The organism is Limimaricola variabilis, from assembly GCF_014195545.1.
Taxonomy (GTDB): Bacteria; Pseudomonadota; Alphaproteobacteria; order Rhodobacterales; family Rhodobacteraceae; genus Limimaricola; species Limimaricola variabilis.
The window spans coordinates 1-19,235 of the sequence record NZ_JACIBX010000014.1; the positions used below are offsets into that span (position 1 = coordinate 1).

Consider the following 19,235-nt stretch of genomic DNA (forward strand, 5'->3'; position numbering starts at 1 on the left):
CGCTACGACAGATGCCCGAAGGTCTTCCTTTCTGCCATCGCCCTGGCCGCGACCGTCATGTTCTGGCTTTGAGGGTTAACGAGTCCTGACCCTAGCCGAATCTCGGATATAAGGCGGAGTTCCGGCACCTGCGACAAAGCCAAGATCTCGCTTGACCGCCTGCGACGCTCGTACTGCGCGACGAACAGGAGAATGAAGAAATGAGAGCTGGTTTCCCGACGGCTCTAAGCTAAGGCCCGTCCGCTGAGCGCGGGCAGGCCTTTTCGCGTCACCAGCGGTCATGCACATGGGGCTTGATGCGCGTCTCGTAGATCTCGCGCACCCCGGCCATCAGGTCCTCGGGCAGCACCGGCAACCCGCTGGCGGCGGCGTTGGAACTGGCTTGTTCGGGCGTCTTGGCGCCGGGGATCACCACAGTCACAGCCTCCTGCATCAGGATCCAGCGCAGCGCCACCTGCGCCATCACCGCCTCGGCGGGCAACATCAGCCGCAGCGCCTCGACGGCCTCCAGCGCCACATCATAGGGCACACCCGCGAAGGTCTCGCCCTTGTCGAAGGCTGCGCCGTCGCGGTTAAAGGCGCGGTGGTCGTCGGGTGCGAAATCTGTGTCGGGCAGCATCTTTCCGGTGAGCAGCCCGGAGGCCAAGGGTACCCGCACGATCACCGCCTTATGGCGCCGTCGGGCCTCGGGGAGGAACAGCTCCGCCGGGCGCTGGCGGAACATGTTGTAGGTGATCTGCACCGAATCGATATTGTCGTATTCGATCGCCTTCAGCCCCTCCTCGACCTTCTCGACCGAAACGCCGTAGCGGCGGATCTTTCCGCGCGACACTAGGTCGTCGAGCGCACCGAACACCTCCGGCCGATAATAGACCTCCGTCGGCGGACAATGCAGTTGCACCAGGTCGAGCGTGTCGGTGCCAAGGTTCTTCAGGCTGCGGTCGATGAAACCCTCCATCGCCTGAGCCGTGTAGCCATCGGCCACATGAGGATCGAGCCTGCGACCGAGCTTGGTCGCAACGAAGGGCCGCTCGCCGCTCCGCTCGGCGATCACTTCGCCGATGATCCGCTCGGACCGACCATCGCCATAGACATCCGCTGTGTCGATGAAATCGACGCCCGCATCGAATGCCGCGTGCAGCGCCGCCTTGGCCCCGGCCTCGCTCACCTCGCCCCATGTGCCGCCGATCGCCCAAGCGCCGAAGCCGATCTCGCTCACCGGAATGCCGGTGCGCCCGAAGGTTCTGCTCGCCATGCTCATCGTGTCGTCTCCTTTTACATCGGTCGGGCTTCGGGACCGTCTGCCCCTCATTTGCCCTCTCGAGTGCAGTCGCTGGCTGTACTATGTCACCCCCTGTCGACGCAGCGCTCAACGATGTCGCACGCCTTGCGCGACAGGGTAGGGCCTCTCTGCCTTGCAGCGAAGGGCGTGGGTCGGCTGGACCCGGAACGCGGCCGTCAAGTTGCATGAGGAGCAGCATGGCGGCAAGCAGGATCAGCGGCGCTTGGGCAAACGCCAGTATGACGAGCCCGGCGGTGGTCAGGGCCCACGGCAGAACGACAGCTATCGTGGTAGTCGGCGCTAGGACTTACAGCTGGCCACTCGAGAGATGGGATCGGCATCGAGGCGGTCCGTTTCGAACGCAAGGTTGCTGCGCGGATGCTTCTGGGTCGCGATCACCCCGGGTTTGGGACGGTGAGTGGGCCAGGGGTTATGTCGGGTGGATCGGCTTTCGGGAAGGCATCCCAACTCAGCACTTCCTGCTTTCACGGGAAGGGATAAAATACTGATATTAAATGGAATAGTGCGGTCCTTGGTAGTTGCAGGAACGGCCAATGGCTCCCAATTACTTGAGTTGCATCGATCTGGCCGCGACGCACCTATAGGATGTGTTGCGTTTTCAGGGAACCAAATCAATGAGCGGCGCCGCAACCGATCCCCTTTCCGAGCCGATCCAAGTCCATTTTCAGGTCGCCAACAACGAATGACCGCCGGGTGCGCTGCCGCTCGCGCCAATGGTTCTCCCGAGGAGAACGCTCGTGCCTGCAGTCGGCAGTACGGTGTCAGAATACCGGCCCCAAGGCCATTCCATCGCCTATCGGGTGATCGGCCAAGTGTTTGCCCCGGATGGGGAGCGGGTCCTCCTCGAGTTGGAAGCTGTGTAAGAGATGGAAAAAGCCCGCCATACGTGATGGCGGGCCGAACTCGAAACCTACCAGAATCATACAAGGGCGATGCGCGAGGGATTGTGCGCAAACTCACGCTCCGCGATAGCTTCCCATGGGTCAATCGCGGTCGCTGCGCCGTTTCTATCTCTTTGGTATAGGCCTGGGAGTTGCCCGAGTAAGGGACTGACAGCGCTGGTAAATTTCTGTAGGCAGTCGCCAACGCGTGAGAGCAGGAGAGAAAGTGGTTCGATCTGAGCTGGTTCAAAGGATCTCTGACGATAATCCTCATCTGCTGCGACGCGATATCGAGGGGGTCTTGAATACGATTTTTGCAGAGATCACTGAAACGCTGGCTCAGGGCGGGCGCGTGGAACTTCGCGGTTTCGGTGTCTTCTCCGTAACTCGACGCGACCCTCGACCGGGGCACAATCCGAAGACCGGAGCGCCCCTTCAAATCGATGAGACCCATGTGCCGAAATTCAGGGCGAGCAAGAAGCTGCTCGAGCGGTTGAATGGCGTCACCCTCGCTAGCTCCACGCCCCACATCCCAGAAAGCCCGACTTGATCGCAAATCACTTGGTGTCGCGTTTATGCGCGCGGGTTCTGAAGCACAATCGTCGGCAGAGCACGGTAGGGAACACGTCAAGTTCAGACGCAGCAGGAGCTCGTCGTCGCTGTCCAGATCAACGACATCGCCCTGCCGTGTGACTACGCATGCGCGGCGTCTGCCGGCGGCGGGCTTGAGACAGTTGAGACGTCAGAGCAAGGGATCCGCCCGGCGCCATGCCCCGCTTGGCATTTGGAGCGCTCCGCTTTGTCTCTCGAAAGAGAACTACGGCGGCGTCCGGGAGGAGGAAGACGCCGCCGCTAGTTCTTCGGGTCTGGGAGGAGAGACCCTCGGTCTTCCGGCTCGAACCGACCCAAGAGGAGGAGTGGGGGTTCGCGCTTGACCATATGCCCCTCAGAAGTGGGAGGACTTCGGGGACAGAACCGAAATAACCATCTGCAACGCCTCCACAATCCACACTCACGGCAACCCTGGTATGCATATGGCACATGGCTGGCGCAGATCGTCTTCGAGCGGGTTTATGCGGCGATACCGCCATCACCGGGAAGTCGTGTCACGCCTCTCCTTCTCTTCCGTCTGGAGGGTAGGCGCGGAAAACGATCTGGTATTCGACGCGCGCTCTAGAGGGGATAGATCCTAAGTTCGCTGTTCAGGGACAAGGTCGGCCGAGCCACGCTACCGAAAGTGAGAATGGTCACACCTGCCATCCCGCATCGTTCACGACGAGGATGGCCAAATGCGGCGGGACCCTGGCAGTCTCGCCCGCCGAAAAAAAGCTGCCACTGGATGTGCCAGGGCAGCAGGTGTCCGGAAAAGCAACGGGGAACGTTGCTGATCCGCCAAAAGGATACTGGCCCTAACGAGCTGGCATCCCGCATGACAGACCTTAGGATATGTTCTGGTCAACCTGTAGCCGAGGAAGCTTGCCGGTCGATCTCGCCGGCAGCATCGTAAGGAAGCCTTGGCCTCGCGCATTCGTTTGCGCGTAAGGATCTTCGCGTGTGCCGAACACGAGCTTGGAGGCACAATGGGCACAATCAGCCGTTCCACGCATTTGGATGACACCGCACACTCGTTCCGGTGATACTGGGGGTTGAAGGCACGGTGTTCCTATCTCCTTTCAGGTCCCGACTGTCGGTTTCAATTCTGCTCAGGAATCAGGCAAACACCGACGAGATCGCGCAAGCATGCAGCTTCGCGTGCTGCTCTCGGAGATGCCCGAATGCGAGTCTGGCACCATCTCTATCCCGCGCTCCCGGCATCTCAGGGCACCGAACAGCTGCGAGCCGGCTTTGGAGCTTTGATCGGCATCAGCCTCTGCGCTGCGCTGGTCAGCCTCGGAAGCGGCTGGACTGGTTCACACCTCTTTCTCGTGGCACCGCTTGGCGCAACGGCCGTGTTGGTCTTCTGCGTGCCGAACTCGCCGCTCGCTCAGCCCTGGTCCGCGGTCGTGGGCAACGTCACCTCGGCCATTGTGGCGCTGCTCGTGCTCCGGTTCGTCCCCGCACCTTGGGCGACCGGCGGGGCGGTTGGAGCCGCGGTTGTCGCGATGATGCTCATGCGCGCCCTGCATCCCCCTGGAGGGGCCGTTGCCTTGCTGATGGCGCTTGATCCGTCGCCGGCGCTGGAGGCGGGGCCGCTCTTCGCGCTGATGCCGGTCGGGGTGACGACGACCATGCTGGTCCTCGTGGCAGTCATCTACAACCGGATGACGGGCAGGGCTTACCCGTTCCGCCAGCCGGATACCTATGGTGCTCAGGACCCGGCTTTGCGATTGGGGCTCTCGACCGAACAGCTCGGTGCGCTGCTGGAGCGCTTCAATCAATCGACGAATGTCGGCATCGCGGACCTCGGACGCCTGCTTGCGGCCGCGGAGGCAGAGGCGGCGCAGCATCGCTTTGCGGGCACGACCTGCGCCGACATCATGACCCGGAACCTCGTCACCGTGCGACCTGACACGACATGGACCGAAGCGGTGCGGCTCTTTCGCTATCATGCCATCAAGAGCCTCCCCGTCGTGGACGAGGACATGAAGCTGTGCGGGCTGGTGCTCCAGTCCGATCTGCTTGCCCCGATGGTCTACGGGAGCGGCCTTGGAGCGCCACAGCAGAACCCTGCGCCCTCCATAGTTGCCGATGTCATGCGCGCAGCCGATTGCGCCGTGCCTCACGATCTGGCGGTCGGGGTCCTGTTGACCCGGCTGGCCGCTCAAGGAAGCGAAGTCGTACCGGTCGAGAGGAACGGCAAGCTCGTCGGCATCCTGACCCGATCCGACGTGATGGGGCTCTTGCTGAGCGGTGCCGAGGAACGCTCCGCAGCTTAGCAGTTTTGCCGTGATCGGTGGCAGGTTGAAGTCGCCTCCGCGTCTCAACACGGGCCGGCGATGCTCTTCATCGTTCGATGTTTCGCCACGCTCTGAAACGTGTAGCCTGGCTCCCTGTGGGGGGTGATGCGCAGACATTGTGCAGGTGCAGCATCGCACTTAGTTTGCCCTGCATGAACTACACGATCGCCGTTTTCGACCGCCTCATCCTCGCCTGCGCTCCCGATGACGCGCCAGCAGAGCTTGCCCGCCGTCTGGAAATGGTCCTGCCCGGCGACGTGGGTATGCGGGCGCACATAGAAAGTCAGCTGATCACAGTGACGGGCGTCAGCTTGTTCCCGGAAGACGTCGCCGCATTCCAAGCTGGTGCCATCGATCTCTGGCACGCGCGACCCGGTGCCTTGAACGGCTTTGCCGATGCGGATGGAAGGCGGGTGACCGTCGCGGCGCGGTTAGGTGGTCGGAAGCCTTGGGACGGCCGCCTGTAAAAAAATGCCCGCCATCGGTGATGGCGAGCAAGAAGAGAAGGTTGCCAAGACAGGCATCCATGATGCGCGAGGACCACTCGCCGGTTCACGCTTTACGAGCGAAAGCCCGGCGTCAATGCAGTTCTGAATTGCACATATCTCGGGATCATCCGCACATTACAGGATTGCCCCCACCCAAATTGGAATGCTGAAGGCAATGCAGCTTTGACAGACGCGACGGGAGGCGGGGCCGAATGGCACCGGGGAGCCTACGTGAGTGCGAAGATCGCTCATGGGCCTGCATGGAGTACCTGAGGCTGCGCTGACAGATCAGATCGAAGGCTAGATTGCTCCCCACGAACTGGGGCCGTTCCGGCAGTGGTACTCCGGAAAAGCCGAGTTTGACCCCGCACGCGGGACAGCCTGTCACAGCCCTTCCCGGCAGGCGCCAGATGCGGGATCGTGCGAAGACGAACCGCGCCATACAGGAACTCTTGCAGCCATGCGCCGTTGGGATTGGCTCCCTGATCAACGCACAGCGGGAGCAGAGGACAGATCAAACTGTCGCTCTCTCGGTGGGTTCTTTGCCTTCCTGACCTGTGCGTTGAGCCAGCGAGCATGGCGATGATGGCCTGAACTTCGCTCCCAGAGCCATCATCGCTGCCTGCCGATCACCGGTACAATGAGGGGAGCGAGCATTGCGCCGATCTGCGGCAGCCGATGCTGGCGGAAGAGGCAGAGCGCACCGTCGGATATCCCCGACCCGGAGATCGGCTCGCCGTGACATGCGTTCACATCGAGAGGCCCTGATCCTCCACCCCATCTGCTCGTCTTCATGGCGGAGGCGCTCCGGCCAGCCCATGCTCGAATGGGTAGCGGAGCATAGGCGATGGCCTCTCCGGAGTTTCCGCTAATCCTTCGTAAAAACGCGCATTCGACACCGAGCGCGGTCGCTGTCCGAACGCCGCTCATCGTGGACACTGCACTTGACTACGGCGCACCCCTTGTCTGCGGCCGGGAGGATCCTCTCTGCGATACCGCGAGCAGTGTGGGTCAGTTGGACCCGGAGCGGGGCCAGACAAGCCGCACGAGAAGCAGCATGGCGGCAATCAGGATCAGCGGTGCCTGGGCAAACACCAGCATGACGAGCCCGCCGATGGACAGGGTCCACGGAAGAACGACAAGCGCTCGCGGCGTTGCTTTCGGATCCGGGGTGTCGTGGTTCATGATTACGAGCCTCCGCTCGGCCGGAACTCACTCAGGTGCAATGACTTTCCGTGCAGGGAAAACGGTCGTACCAAGGAAGCGTCCCTAGGCTCAGCCTCGAAGCCGTTCGGGCGATTTGCCCACGCTGGTCGAACGCGGGAGTTTGGCGTCTAGCGCAAGAGGTCTGTTCCTGTGGTCTCGGTCATGAGATCGGATCCACCGCCTCACCCGACATGGTGGCTCCCTCGCATATCCGTCCCAGCGGGACCCGGAGCTCGAAGCGGAAGCCGGCAGCATCGATCTCACGTTCGAATGCCCCGCCCAGCCGGCCTTCGACCATGCTCCGCAGCAGCTGCGAGCCGAACCCGACGCGTTCGGATGGAGTGGGCGCGGACTGGCGCGGGACATGAAGCCGCTCCTGCCAAGTCAGGCACAGATCGCCCGAGTCGACGCGGACCCGGCCCGAGATCGTCAGATCCGCCTCCGTGCCGAGACCGCCGTATTTCAGTCCATTCGTCGCCAGCTCGTTCAGGATGAGCGACAGCGGCATCACGCAATCGCTGTCGATGAGCAGGTCGGGCACGGCGATCGGGAGGGCACACGCATCGGGCAGGAGGCCGATGGCTTCTCGGATCAGTCTCTCGAGCGCCACACCCTGATGTGCGTCTTCGAGCGACAATCGGTTCGCCTGGCCGAGGGCCTGCACCCGGTTCAGGTAGGTCTCGCTCAACTCCTCCACACTCCCCGCGGTGCGGGCGCAGCCGCGGAAGATTGAGGAGGCGACGGCCAGGCTGTTGTTCACGCGATGCACCACCTCGCGGCGCAGCATCTCGCGCTGCTCCGCGCCCTGCTTGCGACGAATGGCGATCCCGATCTGCGTGCCCACGGTCCGCACCAGCTGCAGCAATGCTGCATCGAAGCGTGAGGCCTCGGTGCCGTAGAGTTCGAGCACCGCATGGACCTCGCCGCTCTGGCGGACCGGCAGCGCCATGCCGCGCGTCAGCCCGACCTCGCAGAAGCTCTGGCGACGCGCAAACTGCGCATCTCCTGCCAGGTCCCGCTGGACGACGAGATCCCCACTCTGCCAGGCTCGGCCGGGCAAACCCTCGCCCATCGCAAAACGGCACTCCCGGCTGGCCTCGACCACCGGCGAGAAGCGCGCGTCGCCGATGTACCAGATCCCCGAGGGCAGCAGGACCGACTGGCCACCGGCCTCGCGAACAAAGAAGAGGTGGCCCGCGTCCAGTCCGGCGACCGAGCAGACCTCGTCGAGGCAAAATTGGGTGAACGCCTCGACCGAGATGTCCTCGAGCAGCTTCTGTGCGATCCGGAGCAGGATATCGGCCTCCCGAGCGCGCAACTCCTGTTCGCGCTGGTGCGCCTCCTCAGCCGCCAAGCTGCGGATGAAGGCGTAAAAGCAATGGGTCCCGTCGTCGGCCTGCATCGGGAAGATCGAGAGTTCGACGGGAAACTCGCGGCCCGATCGGTGCAGCGCGGTGATGCGGACCTTTGTCTCCAGAACGGGCCCGACGCCCGTGCGATTGTAATGCGCGAGCCCCTTCGCATGAGCGTCTCGATGCTGAGGCGGCACGATGACGTCGCCCATCAGCCGTCCCAGGGCTTCCGCACGGCGCCAGCCGAAGATCGCCTCGGCAGCGCCGTTCCAGGCTGTGATCCGCCCCTGATCGTCCATTCCCACCACCGCATCGAGCGCGCGGTCGAACAGGGACTCGAGGTGCTGCATCGTCACTTCTCACATAACAGGTTCACAGAACGTATCAGGACGTGCGCTTCCGTCGAAATACATGACGGATGCATGCAGAAGAGGCAATTGCGGAGCCGGTTCCGGAGCCTACTGTTTTATGCGTTCCGATGGCGCCCAGGCAGATGGCAGCGTCTGGCGTCCGAGAAAGGTAGTCCGCCGCAGTAAGACGGGGGCTGACCCGACCTCAGCTGTCCTCCGCTTTGATGGCGCCGCGCCCGCCTGCCTTTCGCGGGTTATCGGTCTGACGTGCCGGGCCGGGCCTTTCAGACTGCCCTACCCCCGGCGATCTCGGGGACTGGCAAAAAGGCAGCGAAACCCAAGGGGCGCGACTGCGAGCTGCCGAATGACCATGCGAGCCCCTAAGACGGCGCGACCATCGAGACGGGACGTCCCGCGCCGGCCACGATCGACAGGCCCACGCGCGTTACCAAGGGCTCATGGCAATCACAACGAGGATCACCAAGGTCCCGCCGGCCAGGCGCACGGCCGTCTCGTATGGCTTGCCATTCTGGTCCCCGAAGTGGACCAGAAGCAGGCACAGCAGCGGGATCATCAACCAGACCCAGCCTCCTGTGCCCAGCAGGTCGGACAGAATGGCGCTCATCGGGACGAGACTTAGTGCAGGGAACGCGTTGATGGACGGCGCAAAAGGATAGGCCCACGCTATCGTTCTCACGGGGCGCTGGAAGCGCCACAGGTGCTCGATCGTCGAGCTCGGCAAGTCCGCAATTCGGAGGCAAACCCCGGATGTGTGCCAAAGGCAGCGTAGCTTGCGGTTCTGGACCGGAGGATATCCAGAGCTTGCCTCGAAGCCTTGTGGGATCTGGATCAGACCATAGGCAGTCACGCCTCCGTCGTGGTTTGCGCTTGCCCCAGGTCGACTACGGGCGTGAAGCCCCCATAAATCAGCCGCATGCCATCGAAGGGCATCGGGTTCTTCTCGGGATCCATGCGCGGATCGCCGGTCTCGGGGTTGTTCATCCACTCGGTCATCTTGGCATGGGCCGCGTCGCGCACGCCCTTGTCCGGCCACTCGATCCAGGACAGGACGATGGTCTCGTCGTCGGTGGCCTGCACCGCCCGGCGAAAATCCGTGACCTTGCCGTCGGGCACGTCGTCGCCCCAGCATTCGGTCACGCGGGACGCGCCCAGGTCCATGAAGACGCTGTCGCCCAGCCTGGCGTGATCGATGAACTTCTGCTTGTTCGCGGTGGGAACGGCCAACACGAAACCGTCGACGTAAGACATGTCATACCTCCTGTCGGGACGCGCCGACCGCCGCCTCGAGCGCGGCGACGTCGATCTTGCCCATGGTCATCATCGCCTCGAAGGCGCGACGGGCGACGTCGCGCTCGGCGCCGGTGGTCAGGTCCAGCAGCCGCCGTGGCGTGATCTGCCACGAATGCCCCCAGCGGTCCTTGCACCAGCCGCAGGCGCTCGGCGTTCCGCCAGTGTCGAGGATCGCGTTCCAGTAGCGGTCGGTTTCGTCCTGGGTCTCGGTCACCACCACGAAGCTGACCGCCTCGTTCGGCACGAAGGGCGGCCCGCCGTTGAGCCCCAGAAAGGCGCGGCCGAGCACGGTGAACTCGACGGTGAGCTCGTCGCCCTCCTTGCCGCCGAGAAAATCCGCGGGGGCCGCATTCACGCGATCCAGATGGCTGCCGGGAAAGGTCCGGGCATAGAACTCGGCGGCGTTGCGCGCCTCGCCCCGATCGAACCACAGGCAGGTGACGAGCTCTGTCATTTTGACCTCGCTTCCGACCCTCCAGCACGAAGGGACGCCGCCCGATCGCACCGAAGCCGGAAATCACGTCATTCGAGTATGACAGGATTCCATCCAACTGGAACGGGAAAACGACGGGGACCGATCCAACTTGATGTGTTGAGTGCAGACGCGCATTTGGGCGCACAGTGATGACCTTTTCTGGTCCCTCGGTCGAGAACGCGAATGCCTCCGCGCTGCCGCCTGAGATGTGTCCGCGTGATCTTGGCAAGACGTCGGCGCATAATGTGCAGCAAGCGGCCTTGAAGCAAGGTCCGCAGACTACGGATCAGGAATCTAGGCCTTTGGACAGGGGAGCGCGACCATGAACGTGACTGCCATCTATCTCAGCATCAACGCGGCCGACTTAGATGCCCAATCCGATTGGTGGACACGGTTTGTCGGGCGTCACTGGGACCGCGAGCCGATGCCGTCATGCCACGAGTGGGACCTCCGCGACGGCGTACTCCTTCAAGTCCTTGATCATCCGAAAGGCGCCGGGAGCACGACAGTCACACTGCACGTAGCCGACCTCGAGACCGAAAGGGCGCGGCTGGCGAAGCTGCGGATCGAGGTGCCGCAGCCGGCCAGGATCGAAGGGTTCGAAACCCTGCGCTACGCCGAGATCTCCGAGCCCCGAGGGCAACCAGGTAGGCCTTCTCGACGGGCATTAGTCCGGCCGCTGAACCGTGCAGCCGCCTTGTGCTGTTCGGGTCGTACCGCCAATAAACGCGCGTGCCCGTGACGTCCGAGTTTCTCTATTGTCAGGTAGAAGCTCTTTCGGAACGCGGCATCCTGATCGGGCGACGTAGGCCACGCCTGCTTACCAGATCTGGTCGGGCAGGCGTGGCACCGCGCTCATGTTGAGGCCGGCCCCGGCGCGCAGCCGTGCCTCGTAGCTGGCGGCCAGCGCTTCCGCTTCCGCCAGCACGCGCAGCAGCCGGGTCTCTACATGTTCGGTCAATAGGCGCCGCGCCAGTTCAGGCGCCCCGGCGTCGGCAAGTATTGCGGCGCTGCGCTGCACCTCCACCAGTTCCGCGGCCAAGCCGCGCTCCACGGCCCGCCAATGTGCCGAAACCTCCGTCACCCATGCATCGCCCCCTTGGAAGGCCAGATGCATCAACCGCTTGAAGACCGCGACCGCCGAGCGGGTAGAGGCGGCGCCCTGTGGGATGTCGGAGATGGCGTCACACCCCGTCACCTCGTGCACGCGATCGATGAAGCGGGCGCTCTCGCCACGTCCGAGATAGCGATGACGGCCGTATTCGAAAGGCACGCGCTCGATGCCCAGGAACACCGGCACCAGGGGCGCGGTAACGGGGCCGACCGGTGCGTGCCACATCATGCGCAGCATCTCGGGCGTCTCGGCGATGAGGGGCACGATCTGCCCGTACCCTGCGCTGTCGCCGGTCAACCGCGGAGTCGACACGGCCCAGATCATGTCCTCGAGCCCCAGCCCGCCGGGGCGGGCCGCGCGCCTTGCCATTTCGTCCTCGATCCACGCCACGCCGGGATGGCGCCCCCGTCCATCGCCGAAGACCCGGTTCACGTCAAAGGCGTCGCCTGCCATGTGCCACCCGAGCCTCTGCGCGGTCTCAAGGAAGTGCTCAGGGAACAGCACGTCTGCGCCCGCTTCCTGCGGGATCAGGCCAATCCAGCCCGGCCGGAGGGCACGAATGCTCTTGGGCCCAAGCCGTTCGGCCACCCAAAGCCCCAAGCCTCCGGCGAATTCGATCACCACCCAGCCTTCGCGGGCATCGGCGATCAGGTGCGAGTTGCCGCCATAGCTGCTGTGACCATGCGCGGCGATCAGCGCGCCGATGATCTCGACGCCCTCCCGCGCGGTCCGGGCGCGCTCCAGCACGATCTTCGCGAGATCCGAGTAGTTTGGCCCCCTCTGATCCGGCGGGGTCATCGCCACGAGCTCGGGCCGGGAGGGAGACCAGACATCGCGCACCGCGACGCCGTGCTGGTTCACGCCGCCATTGATGAGCGGTGGCGGCGCACCGAGATAGTGGCTGTAATTCACACCCATGTAGCGCGCCGTCCGGGGCACCTGTGGGATCGTGCTCAGCTGGCCGGGCAGGGCGGCCTCGGCCGTGACGCCGACCGTGATCGTGCTGTCCCCGGAATGGCTGCGGCAGGGCATCACCTCCAGCCAGTGGCCGGATGGTTCATCGCCGTAACCAGCAAGCCAGCCATGACCCAAGGCGCAGAGGTCGGACCCGATATAGAGGGCGTAACTCATAGGGCGAGATGGCCGCTAGCTGTAGAGATATGCATCTAAACCTCACGTTTACCGAGCGCAGGTGTCTGCTCCCAGGAGCCGGTCGTACTCGGCTTCCGAGGCGCCGTAATACCCCTCGGTCGAGGCTGCCAAGCCTACTCCATCACGTACTTCAAGAAGGCAGCGGGTCGAGCGAATGAAGCCGCGGCTTTCAAGTTCGTGCAGGGCCAACGTTACGCCGGCCCTACGGACTCCTAGCATCAACGCAATGGCCTCGTGGGTAACATTGAACGCTTGCCCTGAGAGACGATCCCGGCACATCAGAATCCAGCGGGCCAGACGGATCTCGAGCTTGGCATGGCTGAAGGCCAAGGTGGTGGAGTAGGTCTGTGCTATCTGCGCTTGCAGGAACCGCAGCTGCCGCTGGCGAAAAGCCGGTATCGTCATTGCGCTACGGAAGGCGCCGGCCGTCATGCGCCATCCATGGCCAGCGAACTGCATGACAACGTCGTGCAAGCCAAGATCGTCTTTCAGGATCAGCGAGGTGCCGGTCATTCCCTCGCGCCCGGCCATGCCCGCCTCCGCCTCGGGAAGGCCGTCCCCGCTCACCATCACGGACGCAATGCCGGTGGCCGGGAAGTAGACATGGGTGATCCTTTGCCTGCGACATTCGAGCATCGACCTGAGGGGCAGTTCCACCGCCTCAAGCGATGGCGTGATTTTCTTGAGAACGCTCGGGGGAAGCCCATCGAGAAGCCGATTTCCAGTAAGATCTCCCAAAGTTGCCTGCCTCCAACTTCCGAAGGGTATACCCCTTGCGTGTTGGCACGCTCAGCGAGCGAACAACCAATGGACGCAGACTAGCAGCAAAAGCGAAGGCGACAAAGTCGTCCCGCCAAAAGGGGGTGGGCCTGGGCGTCAGGCATGCAGCTTCGACCACGTCCGCCGCTCCTCGATCCCGATTCAGAGCTTCACCGCACCGAACAAAGCCGAGCGTCGGTTCATCGCAATCCGACCAGCACGGCCATAAATATCCTGCGGCGCGCAACGTAAGGCCCGCCCCGGCGCAGCGTTGCGGGTCCCGGTGGAACCGCGTCGAGTCAGCACACGTTGCGCGAGGGGAGGCCTTATGACCAAGAAGCCCCGCGTTCTCATCACCGGAGCAGCCGGCAGCATCGGATCGGCGCTGCGCGAGCGTCTCGTGAATTACGAGGTGATCGGGCTCGACCGCGAGGATGGCCCGGGGGTCTTCGCCTTCGACATCACCGACAGCGCCTCGATCGAGCGGGCCCTGGACCGGATCGCCGACCGGCACGGGCGGCGCTTCGCGGCCGTGATCCATCTCGCGGCCTATTTCGATTTCTCCGGCGAGGACAACCCGCTCTACGAGGAGGTCAATGTCGAGGGGACGGCAAAGCTGCTCGACGCGTTACAGGACTACGAAGTAGAGCGGTTCATCTACTCCGGGACGATGCTGGTGCACCGTCCCGGCGCCCCGGGCCTGCCGATCAACGAGGCGACCGCCATCGATCCGAAATGGGCCTATCCGGTCTCCAAGGCCCGGGCCGAAGAGGTGATCCGGGAGCGGCATGGCGAAATGCCCTACCTGCTGCTGCACCTCGCCGGGCTATACGACGAGAAGACGGCGGTTCCGACACTGGCCGAACAGATCCGCCGTATCTACGAGCGGGATCCGAAATCGCACGCCTATTCGGGCGATCTGCACACCGGGCAGTCGTTCCTGCACCGCGAAGACATGCTCGACGCCTTCGCTAGCGCCGTGGATCGGCGCGGTGAGCTGCCCGACGATGCGGTGATCCTCGTCGGCGAGCCCGAGGCGGTGCCCTATGACGAGTTGCAGCACATCCTCGCCCGGTTGATCCATGGCGAAGAGGACTGGACCACGCTCTCGGTGCCCAAGCCGCTCGCCGCGGCGGGCGCCTGGCTCGAAACCAAGGCCGAGCCGGTCATCCCAGACGACATCGACCAGGGCGAGGCGCCCTTCATCAAGCCGTTCATGGTGCGGATGGCCGATGACCATTACGAGCTCGATATCTCGCGCGCCAAGGCGCTCCTGGACTGGAAACCGCGCCACGCCCTGCGCGAAACGCTGCCCAGGATGGTCGAACACCTCAAGTCCGACCCGGCCCGCTGGTACGAGGCGAACGGGCTGACACCGCCGCACTGGCTCCAGGCCGTGGCCCAGGAGGGGCACGACGCCGAGGAGTTGCGAGCGCGCCACGAGGCGCGGTTCCGCGCCGCGCACGCCCGCAGCCTCTGGGCCCACTTCCTCAATGCGGGCATGGGCGCGTGGCTCGCGGCCTCGCCGCTGGTGGTCGGCTATGGCGGGCTTGGCATGACGATCAGCGACATCGTTTCGGGGCTTCTCGTGATGGCGGGCAGCCTTCTCGTTCTGTCCTGGCGCCTTGCGCTGATCCGCTGGGCGGTGGCGGCGGTGGGTCTGTGGGTGATGACCGCGCCGCTCCTGTTCTGGACCGAAAGCCCGGCCGCCTATCTCAACGGATCGCTCTCGGGCATGATCGTCTTCGCCCTTGCGGTCTGCGTGCGCCCCCCGCCCGGCGTCGGGCGGATCGCCGCGAGCCGCGGGCCGGCGGTGCCCAAGGGCTGGGATTACTCGCCGTCGGACTGGACCCAGAGGATCCCGATCATCGCGCTCGCCATCTTCGGCTACCTGGTGTCGCGCTATCTCGCGGCCTATCAGCTGGGCCATGTCGACGGTGTTTGGGAGCCGTTCTTCACCGGCGCGCCCGAGGATCCGAAGAACGGCACCGAGGAGATCATCACCTCGGATGTCTCGCGGGCCTGGCCGGTGCCGGATGCGGGCCTCGGCGCGCTGACCTACCAGCTCGAGATCCTGATCGGGCTGATCGGATCGGCCAGCCGCTGGCGCACCATGCCTTGGCTGGTGCTGGTCTTCGGCATCATGATCGTGCCGCTCGGCGTGGTGTCGATCACCTTCATCATCATCCAGCCGATCCTGCTCGGCACCTGGTGCAGTCTGTGCCTGATCACCGCGGCCGCGATGCTGATCCAGATCCCCTATTCGGTCGATGAGCTGATCGCGACCTGCCAGTTCCTGGTCCGGCGCAAGCGCGCCGGCAGGCCGATGCTGCGGGTGTTCCTGACCGGCGACACGGATGAGGGCGCGGATGACGGGCAGCGGGTCGAAAGCTTCGAGCGCCCACCGGGCGCGGTGATCGGTGAGATGCTGGGCGGCGGGATCGGCGTGACCCCGGGCCTTGCCGTGAGCGCGGCGGTGGGGCTGTGGCTGATGTTCACGCGGCTGACGCTCGGCACCGAGGGGGGCCTTGCCGATACCGATCACCTGATCGGCGCGCTTGCCCTGACCGTGGCGGTGACCGCGATGGCCGAAAGCGCGCGGCCGGTCCGGTTTCTCAATATCTGCCTTGGCGCAGCGCTGGTAATCGCGGCGCTGGTCATGGACGGCAACTGGCTGCAGAAGGGCGCCGACATCCTGGCCGGGCTGGTGCTGATCGCCGCAAGCATTCCGCGCGGTCCGATCCGGCATTCCTACGGCAGCTGGTCGCGCCTGCTCGTCTAGGCGAAGGGGCAAGAGACACGTTGGTGATCAGTTCGTGGGGTATCGGGGGCCGGCAACTCGTAGGGCACGACGCTGAGCAATCGTAGTACCAGCGCGCTTTAGCCGAAGGCCCGCATGGAAAGCCGATCATGATTGGCGAGCGATTCAATGAACGTGCGGAACCACCCGCCGCCCTCGGCTGGCTGCAGGCCATAATGAAGGCTTCTGAGACCTTGGCGCGTATAGAGCGCGTCGAGCGCCTCTGCCCCGCCGGAACTGGTTTCGGCGGTCGTGCGGGCGGGGATCTGCTGCAGTGGAGAATGCTATCTTACGGTTCAGCCTGGAAAGGTTTTGGCCGCCGGCGCTGAAGTCATCGTCCGTCACGTCATCGCGCAGGGGCGCGCTGGCGAGTGCGAGTGGGCCGTTGCGAAACTGGACACGATTGAATGGATGGGCGAGCGTCGCGCCATGACCGAGATCATCGCGGGATACGAGCCCTACCTCTCGTTCGTTTTATTGCTGCTCCTTTTTGCAGGATTTGTGACCGAACGCTATCCGCCAGAGGTGACTGCAGCCGGTGGGGCAGCGCTGTTCATCGGCTTGGGTCTGGTGCCGTCGGATGACGTGCTGGCCGCTTTCGCCAATCCCGCGCCGATCACGATTGCAGCCATGTTCGTAGTTAGCGGCGCCTTGGTCCGGACCGGCCTGCTGGATGCAGTCGCCAATCGGGTCGTGGCAGGGGCGACCAACCGACCGTCGCTGGGGATTGCCGCCTTCCTGCTGGCAACGCTCCTCGCTTCGGGCCTGATGAACAACACCCCTGTCGTGCTGATCCTGATACCGGTGGTAGTGCGCTTGGCGCAGAGCCTGGACATCGCTGCGACGCGTTTGCTGATCCCGCTGTCCTACACGGCTGTTCTGGGCGGAACTTGGACTCTTGTCGGCACCTCGACCAACCTGCTGGTCGCTGGGGTGACCAGCGATCTTGGCATGGAGCCGTTTTCGATGTTCGAGATAATGCCCGTCGGCTTGGTCGCCACCGTCGGGGGTGGCTTGACGTTGTTGGTGCTGGGCCCGCTTTTGTTGCCGCGCCGCAGGGAGGCAGGCGATATCGGCTCAGGAGGCGAGGCGCATTTCCTGACCGAATTGCGCCCGTGCGAGGGTTATGCAGGCTTGGGCCAGCCGATAAATGAGGTTCCCGACCTCGACCGTCCCGACATTCACGTGCACGCGATACGGGCACAATCGGAGATCAAACGTTCGAACCTCGAGGAGCACCGGCTCGAGGTCGGCGATCGGATCGTCGCCAGTGCGACGACATCTGAGCTTCTGACGCTGCGCGATCTGGAGGGCATGGAGGTCGGCCTTCGGCATGGGCCAAGGGACGGCGAGGAGGTTGCCGTAGCTGAGGCCGTCGTGACCTTGTCGGGGCGCGGCAGCAACATCCGGCTCGCGCGGCTGGCCCTCGGTCACCGCTATGGAATGCGAGTGCTCGGTGTCCATCGACATGGCCAGGACCTGGGGCCCGATCTTCCGACAGTCCTGTTGCGCCCAGCCGACAAGCTGCTGGTGGAGGGGACCGCGGAAGGTCTTGCCCGCCTTACGCAGGCGGGTGACCTGGCCGCGATCACTCAGGCAAGCGCACGTGCTTATCGACGGCAGAAGGCGCCGCTGGCGCTTTTAGCCTTGATTGCGGTGATGAGCCTGGCGGCGCTCGGGGTGGCCGAAATCAGTCTTCTGGTGCTGATGGCCGTCGCGGCCATTCTGCTCCTGCGTTGCATCGACAGCGAGGAGGCATGGAGCTCCATCGACGGGGGTATCCTGGTCCTCATATTTTCGATGCTGATCATCAGCGCGGGTTTGCAGCATACCGGGGCAATGGCTCTCATGGTCGCGGCCCTTGTCCCGCTGATCCAAGACCTGCCGCCGGTGGTGATCCTGGGAGCGATCTACCTGCTCACGTCCCTGCTCACGGAAACCGTCACAAACAACGCCGTGGCGGTGATTATCACGCCCATAGCCATAGGGCTTGCCTCGCATCTGGGCCTTGATCCGCGGCCATTCGCCGTGGCTGTGATGTTCGGCGCGAGCGCCAGTTTCGCAACTCCGATCGGGTATCAAACGAACACGCTGGTCTACGGCGCCGGGAATTACCGCTTCACGGATTTCCTGAAGATCGGGGTGCCCATGAACCTGATCGTCGGAGCGGTCTCCGTGGCTGTCATCCCCATCTTCTTTCCGTTTTGAATGCCGGAGCTGCAGAGGCTGCGCAGAGAGGGCCAAGGGGGCCGTAAGGGGACCTTGAAACATCAATACATTCTGGGTCTGGGTCCGGAATCCGCAGCCGCGCCACTGCCATTTCCGTGCGCGCGATTTGGGCGCCATGCTGACCATCTTGTGGATTGGGGGATGGTGATCAGCTTTGGCAGAGTTGGGCTTCTGGGTCGGGTATATGACGCCCTGACTTGGCCGTTTGACCTGCAAGGGCACTTGAAAGCATCATCATGCACAGGAGCCATCCTAGGCTGGTGAGGCTCACCCTGCCGCTACCGTGGCCGACTTTCTCACTCATCACGGATGCAGAGAGCCACGACAACTTGCGGGGTGATGTCGTCACGGTAGTGCACGATGTAACGATCCCTCGACGCGCAGGAGAGAACGTCGGGTCACTGCGCTAACCAAGCCGGTTCTGTTCGGTCACCTCCGATACTACCTTAGTTGTGACATGAGTGGCGGCGCGGGCTCCAGGGCTGGGTAGCATCGCAGCGCCTTCATGCCCATGAACAGACCAAAACGGACGATATGACCCACCCCATCGACAAGCACGTCGGCACCCGCATCCGCCAAGGCCGCTGGATGAGAAGAAAGACGCAGCAGGACCTGGGGGACGCGGTCGGGTGCAAGTTCCAGCAGATCCAGAAGTATGAAACCGGGGCGAACCGGGTTTCAGCGTCGCGCTTATGGGACATCGCCGAAGCGCTCGGCGTGCCCATCACTTACTTCTTCGAAGGCAAGGAGCAGGCAGACCCACTGCTATCGATGTTCCCGGATCGCGGCTCGGCCGAACTGCTTCGGATCTGGATGTCCCTGCCGGACAAGCAAAAGCAAGCCCTTCTGGGCCTCGCGAAAAGCATGGCCGATAGGGAGGGGCAGGCCTAGATAGCTCTGGCCGTTCCTCCAGTCCTG

At 63.8% G+C, this 19,235-nt stretch carries 15 protein-coding genes; 7 read left to right on the forward strand and 8 right to left on the reverse strand.

Features of this window, described 5'->3' with window-relative positions; translation table 11 throughout:
* Window positions 1–268: 268 nt before the first annotated feature.
* The gene (locus tag FHS00_RS14765) at window positions 269–1,261 is read right to left on the reverse strand and encodes an aldo/keto reductase (protein ID WP_221188858.1); all 993 of its coding nucleotides are present in this window, start codon (window positions 1,259–1,261) and stop codon (window positions 269–271) included.
* Window positions 1,262–2,392: 1,131 nt separating this feature from the next.
* On the opposite strand from FHS00_RS14765, the gene FHS00_RS14770 reads away from it, so the two are divergent.
* The 3 genes from FHS00_RS14770 to FHS00_RS14780 all read left to right on the forward strand — a co-directional run bounded on the left by FHS00_RS14770 (window position 2,393) and on the right by FHS00_RS14780 (window position 5,548).
* A complete protein-coding gene (locus tag FHS00_RS14770) occupies window positions 2,393–2,734 on the forward strand; it encodes an HU family DNA-binding protein (protein WP_183474860.1) in 342 nt (113 codons plus the stop codon).
* 1,225 nt (window positions 2,735–3,959) lie between these two features.
* On the forward strand, window positions 3,960–5,060 hold the full coding sequence (locus tag FHS00_RS14775; RefSeq protein ID WP_183474861.1) for an HPP family protein: 1,101 nt from the start codon (window positions 3,960–3,962) through the stop codon (window positions 5,058–5,060).
* A 173-nt stretch (window positions 5,061–5,233) separates the two neighbouring features.
* Window positions 5,234–5,548: a hypothetical protein gene (locus FHS00_RS14780; RefSeq protein ID WP_183474862.1), complete on the forward strand. Its 315-nt coding sequence runs from the start codon at window positions 5,234–5,236 to the stop codon at window positions 5,546–5,548.
* A 1,032-nt stretch (window positions 5,549–6,580) separates the two neighbouring features.
* On the opposite strand, the gene FHS00_RS14785 is transcribed toward FHS00_RS14780, so the two are convergent.
* The 5 genes from FHS00_RS14785 to FHS00_RS14805 form a co-directional block, all read right to left on the reverse strand.
* Entirely contained in the window at window positions 6,581–6,754 is a 174-nt protein-coding gene (locus FHS00_RS14785; protein ID WP_183474863.1) for a hypothetical protein, read from the reverse strand.
* A 181-nt stretch (window positions 6,755–6,935) separates the two neighbouring features.
* The gene (locus FHS00_RS14790) at window positions 6,936–8,477 is read right to left on the reverse strand and encodes a sensor histidine kinase (protein WP_183474864.1); all 1,542 of its coding nucleotides are present in this window, start codon (window positions 8,475–8,477) and stop codon (window positions 6,936–6,938) included.
* A gap of 445 nt (window positions 8,478–8,922) precedes the next feature.
* A complete protein-coding gene (locus tag FHS00_RS14795; protein WP_183474865.1) occupies window positions 8,923–9,102 on the reverse strand; it encodes a hypothetical protein in 180 nt (59 codons plus the stop codon).
* Window positions 9,103–9,341: 239 nt separating this feature from the next.
* On the reverse strand, window positions 9,342–9,746 hold the full coding sequence (locus tag FHS00_RS14800; RefSeq protein ID WP_183474866.1) for a DUF1428 domain-containing protein: 405 nt from the start codon (window positions 9,744–9,746) through the stop codon (window positions 9,342–9,344).
* A 1-nt stretch (window position 9,747) separates the two neighbouring features.
* Complete coding sequence (locus tag FHS00_RS14805; protein WP_183474867.1) at window positions 9,748–10,242, reverse strand: VOC family protein; 495 nt, start codon at window positions 10,240–10,242, stop codon at window positions 9,748–9,750.
* Between the two features lie 343 nt (window positions 10,243–10,585).
* Here FHS00_RS14805 and FHS00_RS14810 point away from each other — a divergent pair, with 343 nt between their 5' ends.
* A complete protein-coding gene (locus tag FHS00_RS14810) occupies window positions 10,586–11,005 on the forward strand; it encodes a VOC family protein (RefSeq protein WP_183474868.1) in 420 nt (139 codons plus the stop codon).
* Between the two features lie 78 nt (window positions 11,006–11,083).
* On the opposite strand, the gene FHS00_RS14815 is transcribed toward FHS00_RS14810, so the two are convergent.
* Entirely contained in the window at window positions 11,084–12,508 is a 1,425-nt protein-coding gene (locus FHS00_RS14815; RefSeq protein ID WP_183474869.1) for a C69 family dipeptidase, read from the reverse strand.
* Between the two features lie 48 nt (window positions 12,509–12,556).
* Window positions 12,557–13,267, reverse strand: a complete 711-nt coding sequence (locus tag FHS00_RS14820) for a Crp/Fnr family transcriptional regulator (protein ID WP_183474870.1) — start codon at window positions 13,265–13,267, stop codon at window positions 12,557–12,559.
* A gap of 349 nt (window positions 13,268–13,616) precedes the next feature.
* Here FHS00_RS14820 and FHS00_RS14825 point away from each other — a divergent pair, with 349 nt between their 5' ends.
* The 3 genes from FHS00_RS14825 (at window position 13,617) to FHS00_RS14835 (ending at window position 19,208) form a co-directional block, all read left to right on the forward strand.
* Entirely contained in the window at window positions 13,617–16,070 is a 2,454-nt protein-coding gene (locus tag FHS00_RS14825) for a vitamin K epoxide reductase family protein (protein WP_183474871.1), read from the forward strand.
* Window positions 16,071–16,517: 447 nt separating this feature from the next.
* Entirely contained in the window at window positions 16,518–18,296 is a 1,779-nt protein-coding gene (locus FHS00_RS14830) for an SLC13 family permease (RefSeq protein ID WP_183474872.1), read from the forward strand.
* A 555-nt stretch (window positions 18,297–18,851) separates the two neighbouring features.
* A complete protein-coding gene (locus FHS00_RS14835; protein ID WP_183474873.1) occupies window positions 18,852–19,208 on the forward strand; it encodes a helix-turn-helix domain-containing protein in 357 nt (118 codons plus the stop codon).
* Window positions 19,209–19,235 lie beyond the last annotated feature (27 nt).

Excerpts from the sequence above, each read along its gene's own strand:
- FHS00_RS14800 (WP_183474866.1), bottom strand. The coding sequence starts at position 9,746 with ATGTCTTACGTCGACGGTTTCGTGTTGGCCGTTCCCACCGCGAACAAG.
- FHS00_RS14790 (WP_183474864.1), bottom strand. The coding sequence starts at position 8,477 with ATGCAGCACCTCGAGTCCCTGTTCGACCGCGCGCTCGATGCGGTGGTG.
- FHS00_RS14785 (WP_183474863.1), bottom strand. The coding sequence starts at position 6,754 with ATGAACCACGACACCCCGGATCCGAAAGCAACGCCGCGAGCGCTTGTC.
- FHS00_RS14775 (WP_183474861.1), top strand. The coding sequence starts at position 3,960 with ATGCGAGTCTGGCACCATCTCTATCCCGCGCTCCCGGCATCTCAGGGC.
- FHS00_RS14830 (WP_183474872.1), top strand. The coding sequence starts at position 16,518 with ATGACCGAGATCATCGCGGGATACGAGCCCTACCTCTCGTTCGTTTTA.
- FHS00_RS14805 (WP_183474867.1), bottom strand. The coding sequence starts at position 10,242 with ATGACAGAGCTCGTCACCTGCCTGTGGTTCGATCGGGGCGAGGCGCGC.
- FHS00_RS14835 (WP_183474873.1), top strand. The coding sequence starts at position 18,852 with ATGACCCACCCCATCGACAAGCACGTCGGCACCCGCATCCGCCAAGGC.
- FHS00_RS14810 (WP_183474868.1), top strand. The coding sequence starts at position 10,586 with ATGAACGTGACTGCCATCTATCTCAGCATCAACGCGGCCGACTTAGAT.
- FHS00_RS14815 (WP_183474869.1), bottom strand. The coding sequence starts at position 12,508 with ATGAGTTACGCCCTCTATATCGGGTCCGACCTCTGCGCCTTGGGTCAT.
- FHS00_RS14795 (WP_183474865.1), bottom strand. The coding sequence starts at position 9,102 with ATGAGCGCCATTCTGTCCGACCTGCTGGGCACAGGAGGCTGGGTCTGG.
- FHS00_RS14825 (WP_183474871.1), top strand. The coding sequence starts at position 13,617 with ATGACCAAGAAGCCCCGCGTTCTCATCACCGGAGCAGCCGGCAGCATC.
- FHS00_RS14765 (WP_221188858.1), bottom strand. The coding sequence starts at position 1,261 with ATGAGCATGGCGAGCAGAACCTTCGGGCGCACCGGCATTCCGGTGAGC.
- FHS00_RS14780 (WP_183474862.1), top strand. The coding sequence starts at position 5,234 with ATGAACTACACGATCGCCGTTTTCGACCGCCTCATCCTCGCCTGCGCT.